The organism is Achromobacter animicus (assembly GCF_902859585.1).
Classification (GTDB): domain Bacteria; phylum Pseudomonadota; class Gammaproteobacteria; order Burkholderiales; family Burkholderiaceae_B; genus Achromobacter; species Achromobacter animicus.
This window is the reverse complement of sequence record NZ_CADIJM010000026.1, coordinates 17,586-43,853: the sequence shown is the minus strand read 5'-3', so window position 1 is coordinate 43,853 and position 26,268 is coordinate 17,586. Positions and strand designations below refer to the sequence as shown.

Below are 26,268 nucleotides of genomic sequence, written 5' to 3'. Positions count from 1 at the left end.
GTAGTCTTGCGCGTTCTCTTTTGCGCCCAGGTCGAAACAGGACAGCACCTTGCTGAACCACCCATCCTGCCAATCGTCGGCGATGGCGCTGCCGCCAGTCTTGATCCAACTTTCCAGGTCGTTCACTAGCGTGTCGATGGCGGACTGTTTCCGCTTGACGGCTTCTTCGTACGCCAGCATGTATGGAACCGCATTGCCGAACAAGACATCCGCATTGCTGTTTTGATCGAAGCGAACCAGGTCTCGCCTTTTGGCGTAGGCTTGCGGGGTCGCCCGCTCCTGAACGCTCTGCAAGTACTGCTTGATGACGGTGGCGCTCGTGTACGCGTGATTGTTATCGATTTCATAAACTTGCCGATCTGCCGCGGCAACCGCGACGAGATGCGCCAACTCACTCACGACGCCGATCGGGTCGTGCAGTACGACCGCCAGCGGAACGATATCCTTTATCGGTACAAGCTCGACGTGAGCGCCTGAAATGACGGTGTCGTAGGTCGTGAACGACTCGGGGAGAGATATCTCGCTCCATGTGTGGCCCGGCTTTTCGTTCGAGCCGGGTCGTCGCAGTTCCGGTGTTGCGTGAGCAAGCAACGCAATGTTGAACGCGTGGGGCTGTTCAACGCCACCGGACGGCCTGATCGTTGTCGCCAACCTGGTACGGATGCCATCGACATCATTCTCAATGTTCCATAGCCGAGCATGGGTGAGCATCGTCTCACTGGTCAGCAGGTAGACAACGTCCGCTGTCTTGCTCTCTGGGGCAGATAGATAGGGTCTGGCGCTGGCGATCTCGGGGCGAGCGAGCCGCCCAGGGGTGTCATCCTGATCGTCTTCGCGAGTCCACCAAATGCGTGCAAAGCGCAGGTCATCGGTGACTTGATAGTGCTGCGTCCACATACGGCCGTGCTGGAAATAGCACAGGTAGACGTAGGCGGCGGGACGCAGCACGCGCAGGCCGTATGCCTTGCCAGCGGCCAGCTCGGGATAGCCATCGGTGCTAAGCGTCGGAAACACGCCTTCTTCCCAGGAGCGCTCTGCAACGCCATAGCGCAAAGGATAGATGGGCACGCATCGCTGACACGCTGGCGGTGAGATGGCCTTGCCCAGTTGTTTTTCATTGGGACGGTCGGGACCCAGTGCTTTCTTGTAGGGCTGCGTCATGTCGGCTTCCTCAAGATGGTGTGACACCGGATCGTGAGCGCCGCTGCGTGATCAAGAACATTGCGGAGGTCGGCGGCCGCATTGGCGATAGCCAGGGCCACATGCATCACGAAGTTCCTGGACGGACCTCTCTGCAACGTGAAATCGACGACGAAGGACTTGTCGTATACGGCAAATGTGAACCGCAAATCGGATTGGATAGGAATGGCGTGCTCCCGGGAACGACAGGCCTTTTCCCATCCCCGGTGAGAGCTCAGCCCGCGCCCGGCCATTACGGCATGCCAACACAGGCTTGGATATCAGACACGTATGATTTTGAAGTGCACCAGCTGAGAACTTGATCGGGTTCGCAACCTTGGGCGTGGCCCGGACGCGCCACGCGCCGCTGCAATGCTCAGTGGCACAGCATCCGATGACGCAACGCTCAACAAACCACTTTTATTGCGACAACTTTCACGCGCCCAAAAAAATCAGAGCCCGTGCAGGCAGCATCGCCACCCGCACAGGCCCTGAGTCGCGTCATCGCATCAATCCGCTTCGCCCTTCCCGGGCGCGGGCTGCCCATTCGAGCCTCGCACCAACCCCATCTGCACCGCGATGTACGCGGCCTCGGCCTGGTTGCGCGCGTTGAGCTTCCAGTACAGCGTGCGCGCGTGGCTCTTGACGGTGGCGACCGAGATGCCGACCTGCTGGCCGATCTCGCGCATCGTCTTACCCTGCACAAGGAGCTGCAGGATTTCCTCCTGCCGCTGCGTAAGTTCGCGCAGCTCCTGCACGGACGCGTGTGTCGTGCTGGGCGGCCTGCCTGCGGGTTGGGGATAGCATTCGCCGCCTGCGATCACCAGGCTGACGGCCGCGGCCAGCGCGTCGGGGCTGGACGCCTTCGGCAGATAGCCCGCGACGCCGGCGCGCGCACACGCGGCCATGACGCTCTGGTCCATCGACGAATACAGCACCAGCACCAGCCGGGGCATGAAGAACGCCATCGCCTGGGAAAGAAGCCCGATGTCCTGCTCCGCAGTGCCGCTGCAACCGACCACCAGCAACTCCACTGGCTTGTTGATCGAGCTGGACATATTGAGAAGGTGAGCTGGCGAGATGGCCAGGATATCGTCGGCGTTGCGCACACGTTCCAGCACATGCTGAATTGCGACACGAAGCAGAGCGTAGTCTTCGATCAGTACGGTTGTCATCCCGGGAAGAACCTTGTGACGCATGGCCCATTACGGCTCCCATGACGCTGGCGCGACGCCGCGCAAGGCGCGGGTTCACGCGCGTCGCCAGGTTCAAGGGAATCCTGTCCGCAGCCTTGGGATTGCAGTGGCGAGACTAAGTGATTCGCCCTATCAATCCATGCTTGCGGACACAACTCATGCTATCAGCGGCTACGTTCGCTGAATCTCGTTCAGGAGGATGATTGGTGGCGGAAAGCGAGGTGACAGCAACCCGAACACCTGCTTTCTATGCCTTAGCCGTATTGGCTATGCGCAACCCCGGCAGCGTTGGAACTGGGCGTTCCTGCTGCCGGGCAGGCAGCGCAAACCTGACTCAACCGAGCTTGCGCCCATAGATCTGCCCGGCATCCACTTCGCGCCCGTTCGGTTCATGCCATTCCAAGGTCGCACCGCGTTGCAGCGCCGCGTAAACGGCTTCGCCCTTGTTCTTGACATGCAGGCGTTGATACAGCGTGCACGCGTGCGTCTTGGCCGTCGCCACCGAGATGTTCAACATCCGGCTGACGGTCTTGATGGGATAACCCCGTGCAAGCAGCACCAGCACTTCGTACTGGCGCGGCGTGATCTGCAGGAGCTGTGCCCCCGCGCTCACGGGCATGGTGCCCTTCGAGCCGGCTTCTTCCGCGTCCCGCGACGGCAAGGCGCATACAGTGGAGGCCGGAGCCTGCAGCGCCTGTTCGCTGGGGAAGCATTGCCCGCCCGCCATGACCAGGCGAATGGCGGCCTCGAGGATCTCGACCGAGGCCGTTTTCATCAGGCAACCGTACACGCTGGCGCCAGGCAGGCCTCGCACCGGCATGGGCAAGGGCATGACGTCCGTCAAAAGCAGAATCCGCTTGGGCGTCAGAACGCGCTGAATCTCGTGCAACGCGCTCCATGCTTCATCGGTATCCACTGGCAAACCATAGATCAGAAGATCGGCGCCCGCGTGCACGCCGTCGGCCTTGGACACGTCCGCAAGGCCCATCCCCTCGATCTCCCACACATCATCCAACTTGCTAAGAATCTGCCACAAACCCAACCGCAGTAGCGGATGAGCTTCAATCAGGACCATCTTGGCCATGGTGTCCTCCCGGTTTTTCGACGGGCCTAGAAGGGATCTTCGCTGTGCTGAAGACTATTTTTTATCCAGCCCTGCGGGGGTGGTCCGCATATCCCGGAATATCTAATGAAGCTGAACCGGGACGTTTGGGCTGGGCGACTTTGGTAGCCAACATAACGGATGGCATGGAACCCATCTTATGGTTCGGATTTGTCAAAATCAAGACGTTTCAGGGCGATATAATCCGACAAAATCAGAAATCAATCGTTAGCCTTAATCACGTTCCTAAATATGGATGAGAAGTTCATCTCGTCCTTTTCGCCGCTAGGGTTTTCACCAGCGGCGTCGGGGTTCGGGGACGTGCCTTCCCCTATGAAACGGCCCGTCAGGGCGGCCCGTCAGGGCGGCCCGCGCAGGCGCTCCGGCCCTTGTTACAGACGAAAAAAAGCCGCGTCGGGACATCAGCCGGACGCGGCGTCGAATAGCCGGAGGAAGAGGGAAACCTGTCAACTTGTATCCGCAGACACATCAAGCCCGTGAACAGTCCCTGTATTCGAAATAACGGTAACATTTTTTATTTACACGCCCGCGGGCGGATTTACTCCATATAGGCGAAGTCAAATACCGTGTGCCCCCCCTGATGATGCCAATGGTGCATTGAAGCATGGCGTTTTCTCAGGAAGTTTGCGTAGTGGATTTCGCCGTCGGTTTCGACGTAGGTGGAAGGCGTCAATTCCTCGATCTGGTTGAGCGAGACGCCCTTGCCGTAGTGACAGAAGCCCTGGTACTGCGCGCACCGGATCACGTCTCCCCCAGGAGAGACAACGATTCCGGCGTTGCGGGCGCGCATCGGGTTGCGCACGATCGGGTTGCAGGCGTGCGGCGTCCAGGTCGTGGAACGTGGCGAATCGGAGAAGAACGCGAACAGCTCGTCGCAATGGCTTTGCCCGTCCGTCCGATCGATATTTGTTAATAGCCACCAGTATTCGCCGTGTTTAAAAATAATGGTGTCCACGGCCGAAATATTGGTCATCAGATTAACGTCAAGCTCCCATTTCAGCGGAAATTCAGTGCATTTCCACAGTTCAATACTGCGATTTCCGCACGTTTCCGGAACCATGTACGTCACGCCTTCGTGTTCAAAAATATACGGAAACGAAAGGTGATAGGGCAGGTTGAGCGCGGTGCCCAGCAGCCGGAAAGCCCCGTCGGAGTAGGTCGCGACCGAGATCGTGCCCTTGCGGGACGTAAAATCGTAATCCTCGAAAAATATATATGGCTTTTTATCGTGCGTATAAACGAAAGGGTCGGCAAAAAACCGGCCCTTTGGCGGCTGCAATACCATGGCTTCGGATACCACGGCCTGCTGGCGTGCAGACGGAAACATACCGATCCGCCAGCGGACATTGCGTTTCATGATGCGGCGCACAACGAGATCGGACATTAACCAAGCCTGGCGCGCAATATATGCAGCGCTATCCCACTCCGCCGGATCGGCCCGGCGCGGGCCGCTCATGATCTGCATGGCGGGCGGGGCGACGCCCGGGCGGTCATGGGCCAGCGCCTGCAAGGCGTCGTAGACCATGAAGTTTCCCAAACTGAATGCGCGCGCCTGATTCTTCAGCCAGAACACTTCCGTATTGAAGCTGCGCTGGTCCAGAAGCTCGTCGTCTTCCTGCCTGGCGCCCACGCGCCAGAGTTTCACGGTGGTGTGGTCCTCGCGCTGAAAGACCTCCCAGAAACCCGCATACCGGCTTGTCGCCACCGCAATATCGGAATAGCTCAACTGCCAGACGCCCAGCCGCGACCAACTGGCGAGCTGCGCCCGTGTAGCCGGCGACGCACCCAGCGTGATGACCAGGTCCAGCCCCAGCGCCTGGACCTCGGCGCGCGCGTGCGGATCTTCGTCCCCCGGCGCCAGCGGGATCACCGACGCGCCCGCCTCCTGCAGGCCATCGCGCATGTCGCGGCAGGCCAGCATGTCCCGCTGCTTCTGCGGCAGCAGCTTGCCTTCCAGACGCGACAGCGAGCCAAACAGTGCCTTCACGCTCAGCCTGGGCGCGGTATCGGCGGCTTCGCCGTTCATCACCAGCAGTGCCGTCAGGTCGAAATCCTGGCTATGGAGTAACCACTCAACCATCTCGTGCATCCAGCCGGGTTGCTCATACCCGTCAACCAGCAGTCCCACCTTGTACGTCTTCATTTCTCGTGCTCCTGTATCAGGGCGATTGGCCTGCCGCGCCGTGACTGCGCGGGTGCCTCGCCCGGCACACACCCGGGGCAATGCGTTCATGTTCTCGCGCTGATACTGCGGGGTTTTGGGCGTGCGTTCCAGAGCACATTCATCCTAGGGCCGGTGTCCGAGGCCGATCGGCCAAAACTCAACCTGGCAGACATGTCGCGCCTCATTCTTCTTTCCGGCGGGTCTCGTCCTTACGCCCGATGCGAAGCGAACGTGCCGCAAAACCGACATATCACGCGCGCATGGTTAGGGGTAAACCCTATTGGGGATAGCAGAGGCTCGCCTCTCATCCCTGCCTCCCGCATAATGCTTTGAAACAAACGTTTGAATTCAACCTTATGCAAGAAATCCGCGCCACGTCCACCAGAGAAACCATCCTCGACACCGCCGAGTCCCTGTTCGCGCAACAGGGACACGAAGCAACGTCGATGCGCCAGATCACGGGCGCGGCCGGTGTGAATCTCGCTTCAGTGAACTATCACTTCGGCTCGAAAGAGTCACTCGTGCAGGCGGTGCTCAAACGCCGCCTGGAAGTGCTGAATCGCGAGCGCATGCGCCTTCTGGACGAACTCGAGGCGCAATCCGGCGGCAAGCCCCTGAAGCCCTCCCAGATCGTGGACGCGTTCTTCGGCACCCTCCTGCGCCTGGCCGCCGATCCGGCGCAGGCCGGCAGCACCTTCCTGCCGCTGCTGGAGCGCACGATGACCGACCCCACGGATTTCATCCGCGCGCTGTTTGCCGAGGAATATGCCGACGTGCTGGCGCGCTACCGCAACGCGCTGTTCGCCGCCCTGCCCGACGTGCCGCGCGCCGAGATCATCTGGCGCTTCCAGTTCATGCTGGGCGCGACGTCGTACGCCATCATGGGCACCGACCTGCTGCGCTCGGTCACCGGTCTGGCCGCCGACGAGGCGGAACAGCCCAACGACCGCGAGCTGCTCTTGCCGCGCCTGATGAGTTTCCTGCTGGGCGGGCTGCGCTCGCCCCTGCCGCACTTGAACGCAAGCCCCGGAGGCGCCTGACCGCCTTCCACCGCAACAGGCCGGCGAGCCGCCTTCGGTCACCGCCAGGCAACTGAAGAACAACGAGGAGACAAGAAAATGTACGCAGTCATCGTCGCGCTGGTTGTCATTGCGCTCCTGGCCGCCGTGTTGCTGGGCGTGCGCCCCATCCGGCGGGCGCTGCTGTCCGCGCCGATCTTCAACCTGTACCGCAAGGTGCTGCCGCAGATGTCCGACACCGAGCGCGATGCGCTCGAGGCCGGCACGGTCTGGTGGGAAGGCGAACTCTTTCGCGGCCGTCCCGACTGGAGCCGCCTGCTGGCATATCCGCGCCCCCGCCTGACCGACGAAGAGCAGCGCTTCCTGGACAACCAGGCCGAAGCCGCCTGCCGCATGGTCAATGACTGGAACGTCACGCAAGAGCGCTTCGACCTGCCCGCCGACGTCTGGAACTACCTGAAGTCCGAGGGTTTCCTCGGCATGATCATTCCCAAGCAATACGGCGGCCTCGCGTTTTCCGCGTACGCCCACTCCGAAATCGTGACCAAGCTGTCCACGCGGTCCTCCGCGCTGGCCGTGTCGGTCATGGTGCCGAATTCGCTCGGTCCCGCGGAATTGCTGCTGCATTACGGCACCGAGGAGCAAAAGAACCATTACCTGCCGCGTCTTGCGCGCGGCGAAGAGGTGCCGGCCTTCGCGCTGACCAGCCCGTGGGCAGGTTCGGACGCCGCAGCCATCCCCGACAGCGGCATCGTCTGCAAGGGCGAATGGCAGGGCCGCGAAGTCATCGGCATGCGCGTCACCTGGGACAAGCGCTACATCACGCTGGCGCCGGTCTGCACGCTGCTGGGCCTGGCGTTCCGCCTGTACGACCCGGACGGGCTGCTGGGCGGCAAGAAGGACCTGGGTATCACCTGCGCGCTCGTGCCGCACGACCACCCCGGCGTGGACACCGGCCGCCGCCACTTCCCGCTGAACGCCATGTTCATGAACGGCCCGACGCGCGGCAACGACGTCTTCATGCCGCTTGACTTCATCATCGGCGGTCCCGCCATGGCCGGCCAGGGCTGGCGCATGCTGATGGAATGCCTGGCCGCAGGGCGCTCGATCTCGCTGCCCTCTTCCAACACCGGCATGTCCAAGCTGACGGCGCGCGCAGTGGGCGGCTATGCCCGCGTACGCAGCCAGTTCCGCATGCCGGTCGGCAAGTTCGAAGGCGTCGAAGAGGCGCTGGCCCGCATCGGCGGCAACACCTACATGATGGACGCCGCGCGCACCATGACGGCGGGCGCGGTGGACTTGGGCGAGAAGCCCTCGGTCGTGTCGGCCATCGTGAAGTACCACGTCACCGAACGCGCGCGCCAGGTCGTCAACGACGGCATGGACGTGATCGGCGGCAAGGGCATCTGCCTGGGACCGTCCAATTTCCTGGGCCGCGCCTACCAGCAGATCCCCATCGGGATCACCGTGGAAGGCGCCAACATCCTGACGCGCAGCCTGATCATCTTCGGCCAGGGCGCAATCCGCTGCCATCCTTATGTGCTGGCGGAAATGCAGGCCGCGCAATCGCCGGACCGCAAGCAGGGCCTGGATGATTTCGATGCCGCGTTCTGGGGCCATGCGGGCTTCGTGGTGCGCAACACGCTGCGGGCGCTGGGCACCTCGCTCACCGGCGCGCGCTTCGTGGCCGTCAACGCCGACGTCGCACCGGACATGAAGCGCTACTACCAGCTCCTGGGCCGCTACTCGGCCGCCTTTGCACTGCTGGCCGACACGTCGATGCTGGTGCTGGGCGGCAGCCTGAAGCGCCGCGAGCGTCTGTCGGCGCGCCTGGGTGATGTGCTGTCGCAGATGTACCTGATCAGCGCGACGCTCAAGCGCTTCGAGGACGAAGGCCGCCAGAAGGCCGACGCGCCGCTGGCGCACTGGTCGATCCAGGACGCGCTGTGCAAGTTGCAGGAGGCCTTTGACGGCGTGCTGGATAACTTCCCGAATCGCGCTGTCGCGTGGATCATCCGCCGCATCGTGTTCCCGTGGGGCCACAGCCAGATCCCGCCGTCCGACCAGCTTGGCCAGGACGTGGCCCGGCTGCTGATCAGCCCCAGCGCAACGCGCGACCGCCTGACGGCAGGCTGCCACCTGCCCGATACCGCGGACGAACCCGTGGGCGCGATCGAGCAGGCGCTGGCCGCCACGCTGGAAGCCGAGCCCATCGAGGCGAAGATACGCGAGATCGAAAAGCGCGGCGTGCTGGACGGCAATCCGCAAGCCAACGTACGCGACATCGCCGACGCGGCGGTCACCATCGGCGCGATCACCGCCGAAGAATATGCGGTCGTCAAACGCCGCAACCGCTTGCGCGACACCGTGGTCAAAGTGGATGATTTCCCCTTTGACCTCGGCGCCGCCGACGCAGACCGGCCCACGGCCGAACGCAAGGTCGCCTGAGGGAGGAAGTGGATGGCATTCAAACCGGTTTACGTCGTCGATGGTTCACGCACGCCTTTCCTGAAGGCCCGCACGGGCCCGGGACCCTTCTCAGCCGGGGATCTGGCAGTACAGGCCGGCCGCGCCTTGCTGCTGCGCCAACCCTACGCGCCCACGGATCTGGACGAAGTCATCGTCGGCTGCGCCGCGCCCTCGCCCGAGGAAGTCAACATCGGCCGCGTGATCTCGCTGCGGCTAGGCTGCGGCGACCGGGTGCCGGGGTGGACCGTCATGCGCAACTGCGCATCGGGCATGCAGGCGCTGGACTCCGCCATCGCCAATATCCAGAACGGCCGTTCGCACCTGGTGCTGGCCGGCGGCACCGATGCGCTGTCGCGCGCGCCGGTGCTGTTTTCGGACGGCATGGTGCGTTGGCTGTCGCGCTGGTATGCCGCGCGCGGCCTGGGCGCCAAGCTCAAGGCGCTGGGCGGCTTCAGACCGAAACACCTGGCGCCCGTCATCGGATTGCTCAAGGGGCTGACGGACCCGGTGGTGGGACTGTCGATGGGACAGACTGCCGAAAACGTCGCCACCCTCTTTCACATCGACCGCGCCGCGATGGACGCCTATGCGGCGCGCAGCCACCAGCGCGCGCTTGCGGCGCGCGCGGCCGGCATGCCCGAGATCACGCCGCTCATCGACACGCAGGGCAAGCTGCATCCCCACGATGACGGCGTGCGCGACGACTCCACGCCGGACAAGCTGGCCAAGCTCAAGCCCGTATTCGACAAGCCCTGGGGCAACATCACCGCAGGCAACAGCTCGCAGGTCACCGACGGCGCCGCGATGCTGGTGCTGGCCTCGGAAGAGGCCGTGCAGAAATGGAACCTGCGCCCGCTGGGCCGCATCATCGATACGCAATGGGCCGGGCTGGATCCCGCGATCATGGGGCTGGGCCCCGTGCATGCCGCCACGCCGATCCTGCAGCGCCACGGCCTGGGCTTGAATGACCTGGACTTGTGGGAGATCAACGAGGCCTTCGCGGCGCAGGTGCTAGGCTGCCTGGCCGCGTGGCGGGACGAGGCCTACTGCCAGCAGAATTTCGGCACACCTGCCTGGGGCGAGCTGGACCCCGCACGGCTCAACGTCGACGGCGGCGCCATCGCCATCGGCCACCCGGTGGGCGCGTCTGGCGCCCGCATCGTGCTGCATCTGCTGCACGCGCTCAAGCGCCGCGGCGCCCGGCGCGGCATGGCGGCCATCTGCATCGGCGGCGGTCAAGGCGGCGCGATGCTGGTCGAAACCCTGGACGAGGACCGCCCATGACGACACTGGACACGCTTTCCCACTGGCGCCTGGATCGCGACCCCGACGGGCTTGCCTGGCTGACCTTCGACCGCGCGGGCAGCGCGGTCAACGCGCTGTCGGCCGACACGATGGCCGAGCTCTCCGTGGTGCTGGACGCGCTGGACGCCGATCCGCCCAAGGGCCTCATCATCCAATCCGGCAAGGCCACGGGCTTCATCGTGGGCGCCGACGTCAACGAATTCGCCACGCTGGACACGCCCGAGCAGGCGCGCGGGCTGGTGTCGCGCGGCTGGAACCTCATGAATCGCCTGGCCGGCGTGCGCTATCCCACGCTGGCGCTGATCCAGGGCCATTGCCTGGGCGGCGGCCTTGAATTGGCGCTGGCTTGCCGCTACCGGCTGGTGGCCGATCAGCCCGGCGCCTCGCTGGCGCTGCCTGAAGTCATGCTGGGCATCTTCCCCGGCTGGGGCGGCATGCTGCGCCTGCCGCAGGTGATCGGCGCGCCCGCCGCGCTGGACATGATGCTGACCGGCCGCGGCGCCGATGCCCGCCGCGCGGCCTCGCTGGGGCTGGTCGACGCGCGTGTTCCCCCGCGGCTGCTGCTCGCCGCGGCACGCCAGACCGTGCTGTCGCGCAAGCCTGCCCGGCGCGCGCGCGGTTTGGGCGGACTGCTGAACCGCTGGCCGTTCAAGGCCATCGTCGCCAACCGCGCCCGCAAGCAGATCGCGGCCAAGGATCCGCTCGGCCACTACCCGGCCGCGCCGGCCATTGTGGAGATCTGGGAAAAACATGGGGGCAATGCGCTGAAGGCGCCCGACCTCATCGACCGCATCATTTCGTCCGGCACCGCGCGCAACCTGCTGCGCGTGTTCCGCCTGCAGGAGCGCCTGAAGGCCAATGGCAAGCAGCCCGGCGTCGCGCCGGCCCGTCACGTCCATGTGGTGGGTGCGGGCGTGATGGGCGGCGACATCGCCGCCTGGTGCGCGCTCAAGGGCATGACCGTCACGCTGCAGGACCAGGAGATGTCGCGCATCGCGCCCGCCATCAAGCGCGCCGCCGAACTCTACGCGCGCCGCCTGAAGGATCCGCGCCTGGCGCGCGCCGCGTTCGACCGGCTGGTCCCGGATCCGGCGGGCGGCGGCGTGCCGCTGGCGGACGTCATCATCGAAGCCATCAGCGAGCAGCCCGATGCCAAGCGCGCGCTGTACCAGTCGCTGGAGCCGCGCATGAAGCCCGACGCGCTGCTGGCCACCAACACGTCCAGCCTGTCGCTCGAAACGCTCCGCGAGGGCCTGGCCCGTCCGGATCGTCTGGTCGGCATCCACTTCTTCAACCCCGTGGCCAAGATGCCGCTGGTGGAAGTCGTGCACGCGGACGGCGGCGATCCCGCCATAGAAGCCCGCGCCTGCGCCTTTGTCGGCCAGATCGACAAGCTGGCGCTGCCGGTCAAGAGCGCGCCCGGCTTTCTCGTCAACGCGGTGCTGGCGCCCTACATGCTGCAGGCCATGCGCAGCGTGGACGACGGCGTCGCGCCGGAAACCGTGGACGCCGCCATGGTGGCCTTCGGCATGCCGATGGGACCGCTGGAACTGGCGGACACCGTGGGCCTGGACATCGCGCGGGACGCTGGCGCGCAGCTTGCCGACGGCGCGGCGCCGCCGCGATGCCTGGCAGACCGTCTGGCCCGCAACGAACTCGGCAAGAAAAGCGGCAAGGGCTTTTACACGTGGCGCGACGGCAAGCCGGTCAAGCAACGCGACCCCGCCGCCGCCCCGGCAGGCCTGGCGCAGCGCCTGATCCAGCCGCTGATCGACGCCACGCGGCAGCGGGTGTCCAGCGGCATCGTGGCCGACGCCGACCTGGCCGACGCCGGCGTGATTTTTGGAACGGGCTTCGCGCCTTTCACGGGCGGCCCCTTGCATTACGAAGACGGCAGCACCCAGCAGCACCGCAGCACAGCGGCTCGCGCCGAATAGACCGGCAGCAACAGGCCGGCAGTGGTAGAGAGAGACACACATTCAACTCGAGGAGTCAGTACCATGCGCAGACGTCCATTGTCCCTGAGCACCCTGTCGGCCATCCTGGTCGGCCTGGGCGCATCCGCAACGTCCTACGCTGCCGGCTTTCAGCTCTTGGAGCAGAACGCCAGCGGCCTGGGCAACGCGTATGCCGGCTCGGCGGCAAACCCGGAGAATGCCAGCATCATGTATTTCAACCCGGCAGGCTTGACCTATCTGCCAGGGCTCAATTTCTCCGGCGGGGTAAACCTGATCAAACCGTCGTTCAAGTTTTCGGACAACGGAAACAGCCGCAATCCCAGCGTGCCCGGTATTCCCGGATCAGGCTTGAACGGTTCGGTTCCCACCGGTGGCAATGGCGGGGACGCGGGCCACCTGGGCGTCGTGCCCAACATCTATGCCTCCTGGCAACTGAACGAGCAGTGGTACATCGGCCTGGGCGTCGGCGCCCCCTTCGGCCTGATGACCGAATACGACGACGGTTGGGTCGGGCAGTACCACTCGAACAAGTTCGACATCAAGACCATCAACGTCAACCCGTCCATCGCCTACAAGGTCAACGAGAAGTTTTCGATGGGCTTTGGCGTGAACTGGCAGCACATCGATGCGACCTACAAGAAAAAGACCGTCGTGCCCATCGCCGGCCTGCCGCTGGCCACGAATGGCGACGCGGACCTGAATCTGAAGGGTGACGCGTGGGGCTGGAACGTCGGCTTCATGCTGCAACCCACCGAAGACACGCGCATCGGCTTGTCTTACCGTTCGAAGATCAAGCACTCGGCCAAGGGCGACACCGACATCGACAACATCGGCCCCACCGGCCAATCCGTGTCGTTTGACGCCAAGGCCAACGTCGACCTGCCCGACTCGCTGATCCTGAGCGCCACGCACCAGCTCAACGAAAAGTGGGAACTGCTGGGCGACGTGTCCTGGACGGGCTGGAGCAGCATTCCGGAGCTCAAGATCAAAAACTCGGGCCCGGGCGCGCGCGACGACGAGCTGCCGCTCAACTTCCGCGACACCTGGCGCGTCGCCGTGGGCGCGAACTACAAGTTCGCCCCGGCCTGGAAGTGGAAGTTCGGCCTGGCCTTCGACCAATCGCCGGTGCACGATGCCGCCGACCGTCCCACTTCGCTGCCCGACAACGACCGCTACTGGTTCTCGACCGGCGTGCAATGGGCCGCCACGAAGTCCACCACGATCGACGTCGGCTACACGTACCTGTACCTGCGCAAGACGGACATCGACACCACGTCCGGCAGCCAGGCCACCAAGGGCCGCGTCGCGGGCACCTACGACAGCAGCGGCCACATCTTCGGCCTGCAGCTCTCGTCCCGCTTCTAGCCGTGAACGGGCGGACGGCCGCGCGCCGTCCGCCCGCCTTTTCAGGAGACTCCCTTGAGCAAGTTCGTCGTCAAACACGTCGCCGTGCTGGGTGCCGGCGTCATGGGCGCGCAGATCGCCGCCCACCTGGCCAATGCCGGCGTGCCGGTCACGCTGTTCGACCTGGCCGCCCGCGAAGGCGACCGCAACGGTACCGTCAAGAAGGCGCTGGCCGGTCTCAAGAAGCTGGAACCCGCGCCGCTGGCCGGCGCATCGCGCCTGGCGCTCATCACGCCCGCCAACTACGATGACGACCTGGAGCGCCTGCAAGGCTGCGACCTCATCATCGAAGCCATCGCCGAGCGCATGGACTGGAAGACGGCGCTGTACGAGCGCATTGCCTCGCATGTCGCGCCCGGCGTCATCGTCGCCTCCAACACCTCCGGCCTGTCCATCGACGCGCTGGCCAACGCGCTGCCCGCCGGGCTGCGCGACCGCTTCTGCGGCATCCATTTCTTCAATCCGCCGCGCTACATGCGCCTGGTGGAAATCATCGCCACGTCACACACGCAGCCGGCCGTGCTGGACCAGCTGGAAACCTGGCTGACGTCTGCGCTGGGCAAGGGCGTGATCCGCGCGCAGGATACCCCGAACTTCGTGGCCAACCGCATCGGCGTGTTCTCGATCCTGGCCGCCATGCACCACACCGCGCGCCTGGGTCTGGCCTTCGACGAAGTCGACGCGCTGACCGGCCCCAAGATCGGCCGCCCCAAGAGCGCCACGTACCGCACCGCCGATGTGGTCGGGCTGGACACGCTGGCCCACGTCGTGGGCACGATGGAAAAGAACCTGCCCGACGATCCGTGGCATCAGTATTTCGCGCTGCCGGAATGGCTGTCGGCGCTGATATCCAAGGGCGCGCTCGGCCAGAAAAGCGGCGCCGGCGTCTATCGCAAGCAGGGCCGCGAGATCCAGGTGCTGGATCTGAAAAAGCAGGATTACGCCCCCGGCACCGGCAAGCTGGCCGACGAGGTGGCGGCGCTGCTCAAGGAACGCGATCCGGCCAAGCGCTTTGCCGCGCTGCGCGCCAGCGACCATCCGCAGGCGCAATTCCTGTGGAGCCTGTTCCGCGACATCTTCCACTACAGCGCCGTGCAGCTTGAGCACGTGGCCGACAACGCGCGCGATCTGGACCTGGCCATGCGTTGGGGCTTTGGCTGGTCGCAAGGCCCGTTTGAAACGTGGCAGGCCGCCGGCTGGCAGGCGATTGCCGCCGCCGTCGCCGAGGACATCGCCGCCGGCCGCGCCATGAGCAACACGCCCCTGCCCGCCTGGGTGCTGGAGTCCAACCGCCAGGGCGTGCATGCGCCGGAAGGTTCGTATTCCGCGCGCACCGGCAAGCTGCATCCGCGCTCGACGTTGCCCGTGTACGCGCGCCAGCTGTTCCCGGAGCGCGTCGTGGGCGAAGCGCCCGACGACCGCGGCGTCACCATCTGGGAAAACGAAGGCGTGCGCCTGTGGAACCTGCCGCAGGTCGACGCCGGCATCGCCATCCTGTCCGTCACGTCGCGCAACCACACGCTGGGCGCCGAAGTGCTGGAAGGCGTGCTGCAGGCGGTGGCCAAGGCCGAACGCGAATTCGACGGCCTGGTCATCTGGCACGACGCGCCGTTTGCCGTGGGCGCCAACCTGCAGCAGGTGGTCGAAGCCTGCGCGGCGGGCCAATGGGAGATGCTGGAAGCCACGGTCGAAAAATTCCAGCGCGCCTCGCAATCGTTCAAGTACGCGCAGATTCCGACGGTGGCCGCCGTGCAGGGCATGGCGCTGGGCGGCGGCTGCGAATTCCTGATGCACGCCTCGCACCGCGTGCTGGCGCTGGAAAGCTACATCGGCCTCGTCGAAGCCGGCGTGGGCCTGATCCCGGCGGGTGGCGGCAGCAAGGAATTTGCCGCGCGCGCTGCGGCGCTGGCGGCCAAGACGGCCACGCCCGGCGAGGTCTTTCCGTATCTGCAGCCGGTGTTCCAGACCATTGCCATGGCCCAGGTCGCCAAGAGCGGACTGGAAGCCATCGACGCCGGGTTCGCGCGCGAGCACGACATCGTGCTGTTCCATCCCGGCGAACTGCTCTACGTGGCCATCGGCCAGGCGCGCGCCGCCGCGCAGGCTGGCTACACCCCGCCCGCGCGGTTGCAGAACGTGCCGGTGGCCGGCCGCAACGGCATCGCCAACTTCGAGATGGTGCTGGTCAACATGCGTGAAGGCGGCATGATCAGCGCGCACGATTACCGCGTGGCGCGTAGCGCGGCGGTCGCGCTGTGCGGCGGCGAGGTCGAGACCGGCACGAAGGTCGACGAGGAATGGTTGTTGGCCGTGGAGCGGAAGGAGTTCGTGGCGCTCTTGCGCACGCCGGAAACGCAGGCGCGCATCCGCCACACCCTGGAAACCGGCAAACCACTACGGAATTGATTAGGCCCCCCCTTGCGCCTGCGGCGCTTCCCCCAGGGGCGCCGCAAGCGGACCGGCAAAGCCGGATCCGCGCGGCCCCGCTTGTGGGAGACCGTTTTGTGCGGGGGTCCGATTGATATGTCTCGCTATTGTTAGTTGAGGAAATGGATATGAGCACGCAGATCCAAGACGCCTACATAGTCGCCGCGACGCGCTTGCCGGTGGGCAAGCGCAATGGGGCCTACATCACCACCCGCCCCGATGACATGCTGGCCGCCGCGCTGAATGGCGCGTTGGCGCAGGTGCCAGGGTTGGACGCAGCCCGCATCGAGGACGTCATCGCCGGCTGCGCCATGCCGGAGGCCGAACAGGGCATGAATGTGGCCCGCATCAGCCTGCTGCTGGCGGGACTGCCGCAAAGCGTGGCGGGCGTCACCGTCAATCGCTTCTGCGCGTCCGGCCTGCAGGCGGTGGCGGACGCTGCCGCCCGCATCCGCATGGGCGAGGCCGACATCATGATCGGCGCGGGCACCGAATCCATGAGCGCCATGCCGCAGATCATGGGCAACAAGGTGTCCATGAACCCGGAGATCTTTGCGCACGAGGAAAACGTCGGCATGGCGTTCGGCATGGGGCTGACCGGCGAAAAGGTTGCGGAGCGCTGGAAGGTGTCGCGCGAAGACCAGGACGCCTTTGCGCTGGCGTCGCACCAGAAGGCATGCGCGGCCATCGCTGCCGGCCACTTTCGCGCCGAGACCACGCCTTATGAAGTGGTCACGCATCTGCCGGACGGCGCCAGCGGCGCGGTGCGCGTGGCGCGCCGGCTTATCGAGGTCGACGAGGGCCCGCGCCCGGACAGCAGCCTGGAAGCGCTGGCCCGCTTGAAGCCCGTGTTCTCCACGCGCGGCAGCGTCACGGCCGGCAACAGCTCGCAGATGTCCGATGGCGCGGCGGCCGTGATCCTGGTGTCCGACCGCATCCTGCGCGAATTCAACCTCAGCCCGTTCGCCCGCTTTGTCGGCTTTGCTGTGGCCGGCGTGCCGCCCGAGGTCATGGGCATCGGTCCGGTCGCCGCCATTCCCAAGGTGCTGGACCGCGCCGGCATCAAGCAGGACGCGCTGGACTGGATCGAGCTCAACGAAGCTTTCGCGGCGCAGTCGCTGGCCGTGATCCGCGAGCTGAAGCTGGACCCCGCCAAGGTCAACCCGCTGGGCGGCGCCATTGCGCTGGGCCACCCGCTGGGCGCCACCGGCGCGATCCGCACCGCCACGATCACGCACGGACTGCGCCGCACCGGCGGCAAGTACGGGCTGGTGACGATGTGCATCGGCACCGGCATGGGCGCCGCCGGCCTGTTCGAGGCCCTGTAAGCAGGCGGCGGACAGCGTGAAGCCCTACTGGTTCAAGAACCTGTCGCCCGAGTGGCGCGCGCGGCTGATGCGGGTGGGCTTCAACCTGCATCCGGCGTTTCGCGCCACCGGCGGCCGCGTGTTGCACGTGTCGCCGGACTTCCAGCACATCCGCATCAAGCTGCCGCTCTTGCGCCGCACGCGCAATATCGTGGGGTCGATGTACGGCGGCTCGCTGTTCGCGGTGACGGACGGCGCGCATCCGACCATGCTGATGTCGGCGCTGGGCGCCGATCACATCGTGTGGGACAAGGCGGCATCGATCCGCTTTCGCAAGCCGGCCTACACCACGCTGTACGTGGATTTCCGGCTGCCGCCGGGCGAGATCGCAGAAATCCGGCGCCTGCTTGCCTCGCATCACGAAACGACCCGCACCTACACGGTCGAATTGAAGGACAAGGACGACGTCGTGTACGCCGTCGTGGAACGCACGATCTACATCGCAGACAAGAAGTTCTACAAACAGAAGAACACTGGAGGTGACCAATGCGTTTCAACCCCGGAGGGCGCGCCGCCGCCCTGAGTCTGATCCTTGCCGCCAGCCTGGCGGGCGCGCCGGCCCACGCTGACGTCGACGTCGCCGGCGTGCGCGTGCCCGAACAGCTTGCCGAAGGCGGCCACGCGCTGACGCTGAACGGCGCCGGCCTGCGCACCCGCTTCGTCGTGAAGGTCTACGTGGCGGCGCTGTACGTCACCACGAAGACCCACGACCCCGCCGCGATCATCGGCAGCACCGAGCCGCGCCGGATCCGTCTGCAAATGCTGCGCGACGTGGACAGCAAGAGCCTGGACGGCGCGCTGCAGGACGGATTGCGCGACAATACGCCCTCGCAGGCGCTGGCCGCGTTGAAAGAACCCGCCGAACGCCTGTCGCGCCTGATGGCCGACATCGGCGCCGCGCGCGAAGGCGACGTCATCGACCTGGACTTCGACGCCCGCGGCGTGGCCATCGCCAGCAACGGCAAGCCGCGCGGACGCATCGACGATCCCGCCTTCGCCCGCGCCCTGCTGCGCGTCTGGCTGGGCGACAGCCCCGCGCAGGCTTCCCTGAAGAAAGCCCTGTTGGGCAACTAGGGCCTTGCGCCCCAACGGAACCGCAAGACATGGAACGAATCTGGCACAAGAGCTATCCCTACGGTGTGCCCGCCGAGATCGAGACCGACGGCGAGACAACGCTGGTGACGATCATCGAGGAAAGCTTCCGGCGCTTTCCGGACAAGACGGCCTACATCAGCATGGGCAAGTCGATCACCTATGCCGAGCTGAACGCGCTGACGCGCCGCTTTGCCGCATGGCTGCACGCCCAAGGCCTTGCGCGCGGCGACCGCGTCGCGCTGATGATGCCCAACCTGCTGCAATACCCGGTCTGCCTGTTCGGCGCCCTGCGCGCCGGCTGCATCGTGGTCAACTGCAATCCGCTCTACACCGCGCGCGAACTGGAACACCAGCTGGCCGACGCCGGCGCGCGCGTCATCGTGGTCGCGGACAACTTCGCGGCCACGTTGCAAAAGGCCTTGCCCGGCACGCAGGTCGAGCACGTGGTGGTCACCTCCATCGGAGAAATGCTGGGCCCGATCAAGGGTCGCCTGGTGGACTTCGCGGTCCGGCGCGTCAAGCGCATGGTGCCCGCGTGGTCGCTGCCCGGCTCGCACAAGCTGGGCGACGTACTGCGTGCGGCACGCGACCTTCCCTACACCGACATGCGGCTCTCGCCTGCCGACCTGGCGTTCCTGCAATACACGGGCGGCACGACCGGCGTGGCCAAGGCCGCCATGCTGTCGCACGGCAACATGGTCGCCAACGTGAGCCAGGCCTACGCGTGGGTAAGACCCCTCGTGAAAGACGGCGAGGAATGCATCGTTACGGCCCTGCCGCTGTATCACATCTTCGCGCTGACGGCGAACTGCCTGACCTTCATGAAGCTGGGCGCGAGCAACCTTCTCATCGTCAATCCGCGCGACATCCCCGGGCTGATCAAGGAAATGGGCAAGGTCCCGATCTCGGCCTTCACGGGCGTCAACACGCTCTTTAACGCGCTGCTTAACCACCCCGATTTTGCCCACCTGGATTTTTCGCGCCTGCGGCTCACCATGGGCGGCGGCATGGCGGTGCAGCGGTCGGTGGCGGACCGGTGGCGCGCGGCGACCGGCGTATCGATCGCCCAGGCCTACGGCCTGACTGAAACGTCGCCCGCCGTCACCATCAATCCGCTGGACACCAAGATCTTCAATGGATCCATCGGATTGCCGGTGCCCTCTACGGATCTGTCGATCCGCGACGACGCGGGCCGCGAACTGGGCATCGGCGAAAACGGCGAAATCTGCGTGCGCGGTCCGCAGGTCACGCGGGGCTACTGGAACCGGCCGGACGAGACGGCGCTCGTCATGTACCCGGACGGCTTCCTGCGCACGGGCGACGTCGGTTATGTCGACGAGACCGGCTACGTGTATCTGGTCGATCGCAAGAAGGACATGATCCTGGTGTCCGGCTTCAACGTGTACCCGAACGAGGTCGAGGATGTGGCCGCGCTGCATCCTGGCGTACGCGAGGTAGCGGCCGTAGGCGTGCCGGACGAACGCTCCGGCGAGGCGGTCAAGCTGTTCGTGATCCGCAAGGACCCCACGCTGGACGCGGAAACGCTGATCGCGCATTGCCGCAGCCAGTTGACCGGCTACAAGGTGCCGCGCCACATCGAGTTCCGTGACGACCTGCCGCGCACCAACGTGGGCAAGATCCTGCGGCGCGAGCTGCGTCCGGACGCGCCGGCGCCCGCCGCCAACCCTCCGGCCCCCGCGAATCAGGCGACCCGCCAGGACTGATCGGCGCACCGCCGACCGCACCCCGTTTTTGCGCGTGCAACACTGTCGCGCGCCGCCAACAGCGGCCGCGGCAGCGTCCCGCATCAAGCCGCGCTTCAACTCGATGAATTCACAGGGGATTCCTGTGCAAGCCCTGCCACGCCGGAGCGCCGCAGGGCTTTTTTACATCTTCCCGCGACGCGCGCTATTGGCTGAGCACATCGACACAATTGATAATTATTATCGTTGTCATTTCTATACGTAACTGGCCGCACCCAACCGACGCCAGTGGGGAGATCCTCTTGAAGCACCACCACACCCCCGCCGCCTCGCGCGCGCGGCTGCACACCCGTGTTCCCGCCGCCGCGCTGGCCGCCTGCCTGGGCGCCGGCGCCGCGCATGCGCAGCCCGAACAGCCCGCCACCCTGCCCGCCGTGCAGGTGCTGGGTACCGGCGAAACCGCCACCGGTCCCGTCGACGGCTACGTAGCCCGTCGCAGCGCCACCGGCACCAAGACCGACACGCCATTGTCCGAAACGCCCCAGGCCATCACCGTGATTCCGCGCGAGCAGATCATCGACCAGGGTTCGCAGAACGTGCAGGACACGATGAACTACGCGGCCGGCGTGCGGCCCAACGCCTACGGCGTGGACAACCGCGGCGACTACGTGCGTGTGCGCGGCGTGGAGCCCGTGCAGTACCTGGACGGCCTGCGCCAGTTCTTCAGCTTCAACAACCCGCGCACCGAGGTCTATGGCCTGGAACGCGTGGAGGTGCTGCGCGGCCCGTCGTCGATGCTGTACGGACAGGGCAGCACGGGCGGCATCGTCAACCTGGTCAGCAAGCGCCCGCAAGCCGAGCAGCAGGGTGAAATCGGCGTGCAGCTGGGCAACTTCAACCGCCGCGAGATCCAGGCCGACATCACCGGCCCGCTGACCGAGGACGGCCAGTGGCTGTATCGCGTGGTGGCGCTGGGCCGCGACAGCGACACGCAGGTGCAGTACGCGCAGGATGACCGGATGTTCCTCGCGCCGTCGCTCACGTGGCAACCCAGCGCAGCCACGTCGCTGACGCTGCAGGCCTCCTGGCAGAAGGACCGTTCCGGCACGACGCAATCGTTCCTGCCATGGAGCGGCACCGTGGATCACAATCCCAACGGCCGCATTCCGACGCGCCGTTTTGCCAGCGAACCGGGCTTTGACACCTACGACACCGAGCAATTCAACGTCGGCTGGCTGTTCGAACACAAGTTCAACGACACCTGGAAGGTCCGCCAGAGCTTCCGCAACACGGTCAGCAGCGTGGACTACAAATCGCTGTACCCGAACGTGTATGGCGACCGCCGCGGCGATTCCTACATCGACCCCGAACAGACCACCGTCGACCGCTACTACTACATCAACAAGCCGCGCATGCGCACGCTGCTCGCCGATCAGAACCTGGAAGGCAAGCTGAACTGGGGCCGCACGCAGCACACCGTCATCGTCGGCATGGACTACACGCGTTATCGCGAAACCAGCCAATCGGACAGCGGGCTGGGATCGCCGCTGAATCTGTACCACCCGGTGTATGGCAACGCGCCCGACTACACGCTCAGCGACTCGCCCAAGCAGCGCCAGCAGCAGCTGGGCTTCTATGCGCAGGACCAGATCACGTTCGACAAGAACTGGATCCTGCTGGCAGGCATCCGCCGTGATCGCGTCGAAAGCACGGCCGAGGGCCAGGACAAGGAAACTGATCAGGCCACGACCAAGCGCTTCGGCCTGATGTACGCGGCCGACAACGGCTGGTCGCCGTACGTGAGCTACAGCGAGTCCTTCACCCCCATCGCGGGCGCGGATTTCTACGACCAGCGCTGGAAGCCCATGCGCGGCAAGCAGTGGGAACTGGGCCTGAAGTACATGCCCCCGGGTGCCGACCTGGAATTCACGGCGGCGGCGTACGACCTGCGCGAAAGCAACCGCCAGACCAACGATCCGGACAATCCCAACAATCAGATCCAGGCGGGCAAGACGCGTACACGCGGCGTCGAACTGGAGATGCGCGGACGCGTCACGCAAAACGTCGACGTGATCGCCAACTACATCTACACCGACATCGATCCGCAGCTCGAAGGCATGCCCAAGCACATGGTGTCGCTGTGGAGCAAGTATCGCTTCGCGATCGCGGGCCAGCCCGGCTTCGCGGTCGGCGCCGGCACGCGCTTCCTGTCCAAGTTCCGCGACGGCGGCGCGCCGGAGACGCCGTCCGTGACGTTGTTCGACGCGATGGTCAGCTACACCAACGGACCGTGGCGCTATGCGCTCAACGTCAACAACATCGCGGACCGCACGTATGAAGTGGTCTGCCTGGACCGTGGCGACTGCTTCTATGGTGCGCGCCGCACGGTGATGCTGAGCGGCGCCTACCGCTTCTGACGACGAAACCGTCCCCATATCCGGGACGGCAATTGAGGTCAACCTGTACGTACATGCTGTACGTACAGGTGTACACTACGATTTTTTCACCCGTCCGACAGACGCGCGCATGAACGTCTGCAACCCAGAAAAATCGTCCTGGAGACCTCGATAGTGTCGACCGCAACTACCCGCTCGCCCTTTTTTGGCACGATGCAAAAAATCCCTGGTGGATTGATGCTGGTGCCGCTGATCCTGGGTTCCCTGATCGGCACCTTCGCCCCTGATGCGCTCGCCATCGGCGGCTTTACCACCGCCCTCTTCAAGAACAGCGCGCTGCCGCTGATCGCGCTGCTGATCTTCGCGACCGGCACGCACGTCAACGCCCGCACCGGCGGCCCGATCCTGGCCACGGCCGGCACCATCCTGCTGATGAAGACGCTGGTGCCCGCCACGCTCATCATCATCCTCGGCAGCTACGTCGGTCTGGACGGTCTGTGGGGCGTGTCGATCCTGGCCATGCTGGCCGCGTTCGACAACAGCAACGGCGGCCTGTGGCTGGCCTACACCGGTCAATACGGCGATGCCCGCGACCGCGGCGCCTACGTCGCCAGCGCGGTCAACGACGGCCCCTTCTTCAGCCTGCTGTTCCTGGGCGCGTCCGGCTTGGCCGACATCCCGATGATCGCCTTGGTCGCTGCACTGGTGCCCTTCCTGCTGGGCGTGGTCGTCGGCAACCTGGACCCCAAGTGGCGTGACGTGCTCAAGCCCGTGCCCAACATCGTCATTCCGTTCTTCGCCTTTGCGCTGGGCACCGGCATCGATCTGGGCGCCGTGGTTGGCGGCGGCATCAGCGGCCTGATCCTGGGCCTGATCATCAGCCCGATCACGGGCGGCCTGGTCTACCTGGGCTACCGCATGATCCTGCGCCGCGGCGGCAAGAGCGGCCTGGGCTTCGCAGCCGGCACCACCGCCGGCAACGCCATCGCCACGCCCGCCGTGGTCGCGGCAGCCGACCCCAACTTCCAGCAATACGTGTCCACCGCCACCGCGCAGGTCGCCGCATGCGTGCTGATCAGTTCCATTCTGGCCCCGGTGCTGGCATCCTGGTTCCTCAAGCGCGCCGGTGAACTGAAGTCCGAGGACGCCGACGCCACCGTCGCCCCGCCCCTGACCGAAGCCCGCGGAGAGGCCCTGTGAAACCCACCATCGCCATCGTTGCCGACGACCTGACCGGATCCGGCGACACCGCCGTGCAATTCGTGCGCGCCGGCTGGTGCACGCACCTGTCGATCGGCGGCGCGGACGAGGCCCTGTCCGGGCCCGCCCACGACGGCGTCGAGGTGCTGGCCGTCACGACCAACAGCCGCGCGCTTAGCGCGGCCGATGCGGCCGAGGTCATCCGCGGCAACGTACGTCAGTTGCGCGATGCCGGCGTGACCCGCCTGTACAAGAAAGTGGATTCGACGCTGCGCGGCGCCTTCAAGGCCGAGATCGACGCGGCGCGCGACGCCTGGGGCGATGACGCGATCGCGGTGGTCTGCCCCGCCTTTCCGGCGACGGGCCGCACCGTCGAGCAAGGCATTCTTTATGTGAACGGCAAGCCGGTCACCGAAACCTCGGCCGCGACCGATCCGGTCACCCCCGTGACCGAAAGCCACATCCCCACCCTGCTCGGCTGCGCCCACGTGGCGCCACTGGCTGAAGACACGCCGGAAACGCTGGCCGCGCGCATCGCGCACGCGGGCGGCGCCGTGGTGGTGGACGCGTCCACCGATGCCGACCTGGAACGGCTGGCGCGCGCCGTCGGCCTGCTGGGCGAGCGCGCCCTGCCCGTGGGCGCGGGCGGCCTGGCCGTCCCGCTGGCCCGCGTTTGGGCGGGCGCCGACCAGACCGCCCCCGTTGTCGTCGTGGTGACCTCGCAGCACAGCGCCGCACGCGGCCAGGCTGCCGCATTGCAGGCTGCGGGCGCCGACACCTGGCGCCCGTCGCTCGAACAACTGGCCGACGACGCGCAGTGGCATGCCTGGAGCCAACCGCTCCTGCAGGCGCACGCGCAGGCCCCGCTGGAAGCCGGCACCATTCTGCTGCTGGCCCCCGAAGGCCAACGCGCCGGCCTGGATTCCGACAAGGTCGCCGACCGCCTCGGCAGCCTTGCCGCGCAATTGATCGCCGCCTCGCGCGCGGCAGGGGTCGTCGCCACCGGCGGCGACGGCGCGCGCAGCGTGCTGGTAGCCCTGCAGGCCAACGGCATTGCGTTGGTGGATGAAGTAATGGGCGGCGTGCCTCTGGGCACGCTGACCGGAGGCACGGCCGCTGGCCTGCCCGTGGTGACCAAGGCCGGCGGCTTTGGCACCGAAGACGTACTGGTTCGCGCGGTGCGCGCGATCCGCGACAGGAGATTCAAGCGATGACACAAACCCCTCCCGCGAAGCTGCCCCTCTTGGCCGTGACCTTGGGCGACGTAGCGGGCATCGGGCCGGAAATCACGGCCAAGATGCTCATGGGCCACGACGAACTGCGCCAGAAGGCGCGCCTTTTCGTCGTTGGCGACGCAGACGTCATGGCCAATGCCGTGCGCAATCTGGGCGCCGATCCCGCCATCGTGCGCAAGATCGAACGTCCCGCCGACGCCACCAACACCCCGGGCGTGATCGAAGTGCTGCAGGCCGGCCCGTCGCTGGCGCATGTCAAGCTGGGCGAGATCAGCGCGGACGCCGGCGACGGCTCGGTGCGCTTCGTCACCACGGCCTGCGCCCTGGCGCGCGCCGGCGAGATCGACGGTATCGTCACCGCCCCGCTGAACAAGGCCGCGATGCACGCCGCCGGCCACAAGTGGCCCGGCCACACCGAACTGCTGGCGCATGAGTTCGGCGTCAAGACCTTCTCGCTGGTGCTGTCGGCCGGCGACCTCTACATCTTCCACGCCACGACGCACGTGTCGCTGCGCCAGGCCATCGAAGACGTGAACCCTGCCCGCATGCGCGCTGTCCTGCGCCTGGCCGGCTCGTTCGCCACGGCCTTGGGCCGCGCCGACGAACCCGTCGCCGTCGCGGGCCTGAACCCGCACGCCGGCGAAAACGGCATCTTCGGCAGCGAAGACGCCGACATCCTCGCGCCCGCCGTGGCCGAAGCCAACGCCGCCGGCATCCTGGCCGCCGGTCCCATCCCGGCCGACGCGCTGTTCCCGCAGGCCGTGCGCGGCAAATGGAAGTTCGTGATCGCCTGTTACCACGACCAGGGCCACGCGCCCTTCAAGTCCGTGTACGGCGATGATGGCGTCAACATCACCGTCGGCCTGCCCGTCGTGCGCGTGTCCGTCGACCACGGCACCGCCTTCGACATCGCCGGCAAGGGCATCGCGCGCGAAGACAGCCTGATCCTGGCCGCCGAGCGCGCCGCGCATCTGGCCCCGGGCTGGACGCATGTATGGGAAACTGCGCGGGCACAAACCGGAGGTTGA

Annotated in this window: 18 protein-coding genes; 14 read left to right on the top strand and 4 right to left on the bottom strand. The window is 65.8% G+C overall.

Going from position 1 to position 26,268, the window contains the following annotated elements; genetic code table 11:
* The 4 genes from HV681_RS27190 to HV681_RS27175 form a co-directional block, all read right to left on the bottom strand.
* Positions 1-1,161 (bottom strand): toxin VasX (locus tag HV681_RS27190; protein WP_175126204.1); only part of this gene is annotated, 1,161 nt, incomplete at its 3' end.
* Between the two features lie 527 nt (positions 1,162-1,688).
* Complete coding sequence (locus tag HV681_RS27185; protein ID WP_175126203.1) at positions 1,689-2,354, bottom strand: response regulator transcription factor; 666 nt, start codon at positions 2,352-2,354, stop codon at positions 1,689-1,691.
* A 355-nt stretch (positions 2,355-2,709) separates the two neighbouring features.
* Positions 2,710-3,459 carry a response regulator transcription factor gene (locus HV681_RS27180; protein ID WP_175126202.1) on the bottom strand — a complete coding sequence of 250 codons (750 nt, stop codon included), beginning with the start codon at positions 3,457-3,459 and terminating at the stop codon, positions 2,710-2,712.
* 577 nt (positions 3,460-4,036) lie between these two features.
* Positions 4,037-5,641, bottom strand: coding sequence for a glucosamine inositolphosphorylceramide transferase family protein (locus tag HV681_RS27175; RefSeq protein ID WP_175126201.1), 1,605 nt, complete (start codon positions 5,639-5,641; stop codon positions 4,037-4,039).
* Positions 5,642-6,018: 377 nt separating this feature from the next.
* Here HV681_RS27175 and HV681_RS27995 point away from each other — a divergent pair, with 377 nt between their 5' ends.
* The 14 genes from HV681_RS27995 (at position 6,019) to pdxA (ending at position 26,268) form a co-directional block, all read left to right on the top strand.
* On the top strand, positions 6,019-6,702 hold the full coding sequence (locus HV681_RS27995; RefSeq protein WP_175184002.1) for a TetR/AcrR family transcriptional regulator: 684 nt from the start codon (positions 6,019-6,021) through the stop codon (positions 6,700-6,702).
* A 78-nt stretch (positions 6,703-6,780) separates the two neighbouring features.
* The gene (locus HV681_RS27170; protein ID WP_254595077.1) at positions 6,781-9,129 is read left to right on the top strand and encodes an acyl-CoA dehydrogenase; all 2,349 of its coding nucleotides are present in this window, start codon (positions 6,781-6,783) and stop codon (positions 9,127-9,129) included.
* A gap of 12 nt (positions 9,130-9,141) precedes the next feature.
* Positions 9,142-10,434 (top strand): acetyl-CoA C-acetyltransferase, encoded by a 1,293-nt coding sequence (locus HV681_RS27165; RefSeq protein WP_175126200.1) that lies wholly within the window; start codon positions 9,142-9,144, stop codon positions 10,432-10,434.
* The gene (locus HV681_RS27160; protein ID WP_175126199.1) at positions 10,431-12,392 is read left to right on the top strand and encodes a 3-hydroxyacyl-CoA dehydrogenase NAD-binding domain-containing protein; all 1,962 of its coding nucleotides are present in this window, start codon (positions 10,431-10,433) and stop codon (positions 12,390-12,392) included. Before HV681_RS27165 ends, HV681_RS27160 begins: the two co-directional genes overlap by 4 nt.
* A 63-nt stretch (positions 12,393-12,455) precedes the next feature.
* Positions 12,456-13,778 (top strand): OmpP1/FadL family transporter, encoded by a 1,323-nt coding sequence (locus tag HV681_RS27155; protein WP_175126198.1) that lies wholly within the window; start codon positions 12,456-12,458, stop codon positions 13,776-13,778.
* A gap of 54 nt (positions 13,779-13,832) precedes the next feature.
* On the top strand, positions 13,833-16,223 hold the full coding sequence (locus HV681_RS27150; protein ID WP_175126197.1) for a 3-hydroxyacyl-CoA dehydrogenase/enoyl-CoA hydratase family protein: 2,391 nt from the start codon (positions 13,833-13,835) through the stop codon (positions 16,221-16,223).
* Positions 16,224-16,372: 149 nt separating this feature from the next.
* Positions 16,373-17,572 (top strand): acetyl-CoA C-acyltransferase, encoded by a 1,200-nt coding sequence (locus HV681_RS27145; protein WP_175126196.1) that lies wholly within the window; start codon positions 16,373-16,375, stop codon positions 17,570-17,572.
* Positions 17,573-17,588: 16 nt separating this feature from the next.
* Entirely contained in the window at positions 17,589-18,134 is a 546-nt protein-coding gene (locus tag HV681_RS27140) for a DUF4442 domain-containing protein (RefSeq protein WP_175126195.1), read from the top strand.
* Positions 18,098-18,685, top strand: a complete 588-nt coding sequence (locus tag HV681_RS27135; RefSeq protein ID WP_175126194.1) for a chalcone isomerase family protein — start codon at positions 18,098-18,100, stop codon at positions 18,683-18,685. Before HV681_RS27140 ends, HV681_RS27135 begins: the two co-directional genes overlap by 37 nt.
* Positions 18,686-18,714: 29 nt before the next feature.
* Positions 18,715-20,430 carry an AMP-binding protein gene (locus HV681_RS27130; protein ID WP_175126193.1) on the top strand — a complete coding sequence of 572 codons (1,716 nt, stop codon included), beginning with the start codon at positions 18,715-18,717 and terminating at the stop codon, positions 20,428-20,430.
* Positions 20,431-20,750: 320 nt separating this feature from the next.
* A complete protein-coding gene (locus HV681_RS27125; RefSeq protein WP_175126206.1) occupies positions 20,751-22,826 on the top strand; it encodes a TonB-dependent siderophore receptor in 2,076 nt (691 codons plus the stop codon).
* Between the two features lie 192 nt (positions 22,827-23,018).
* Positions 23,019-24,005 (top strand): 2-keto-3-deoxygluconate permease, encoded by a 987-nt coding sequence (locus HV681_RS27120; RefSeq protein WP_255809193.1) that lies wholly within the window; start codon positions 23,019-23,021, stop codon positions 24,003-24,005.
* Positions 24,002-25,219 (top strand): D-threonate kinase, encoded by a 1,218-nt coding sequence (dtnK, locus tag HV681_RS27115; protein ID WP_175126191.1) that lies wholly within the window; start codon positions 24,002-24,004, stop codon positions 25,217-25,219. The genes HV681_RS27120 and dtnK overlap by 4 nt, the downstream gene beginning before the upstream one ends.
* Positions 25,216-26,268, top strand: a complete 1,053-nt coding sequence (gene pdxA / locus HV681_RS27110; RefSeq protein ID WP_105239726.1) for a 4-hydroxythreonine-4-phosphate dehydrogenase PdxA — start codon at positions 25,216-25,218, stop codon at positions 26,266-26,268. The genes dtnK and pdxA overlap by 4 nt, the downstream gene beginning before the upstream one ends.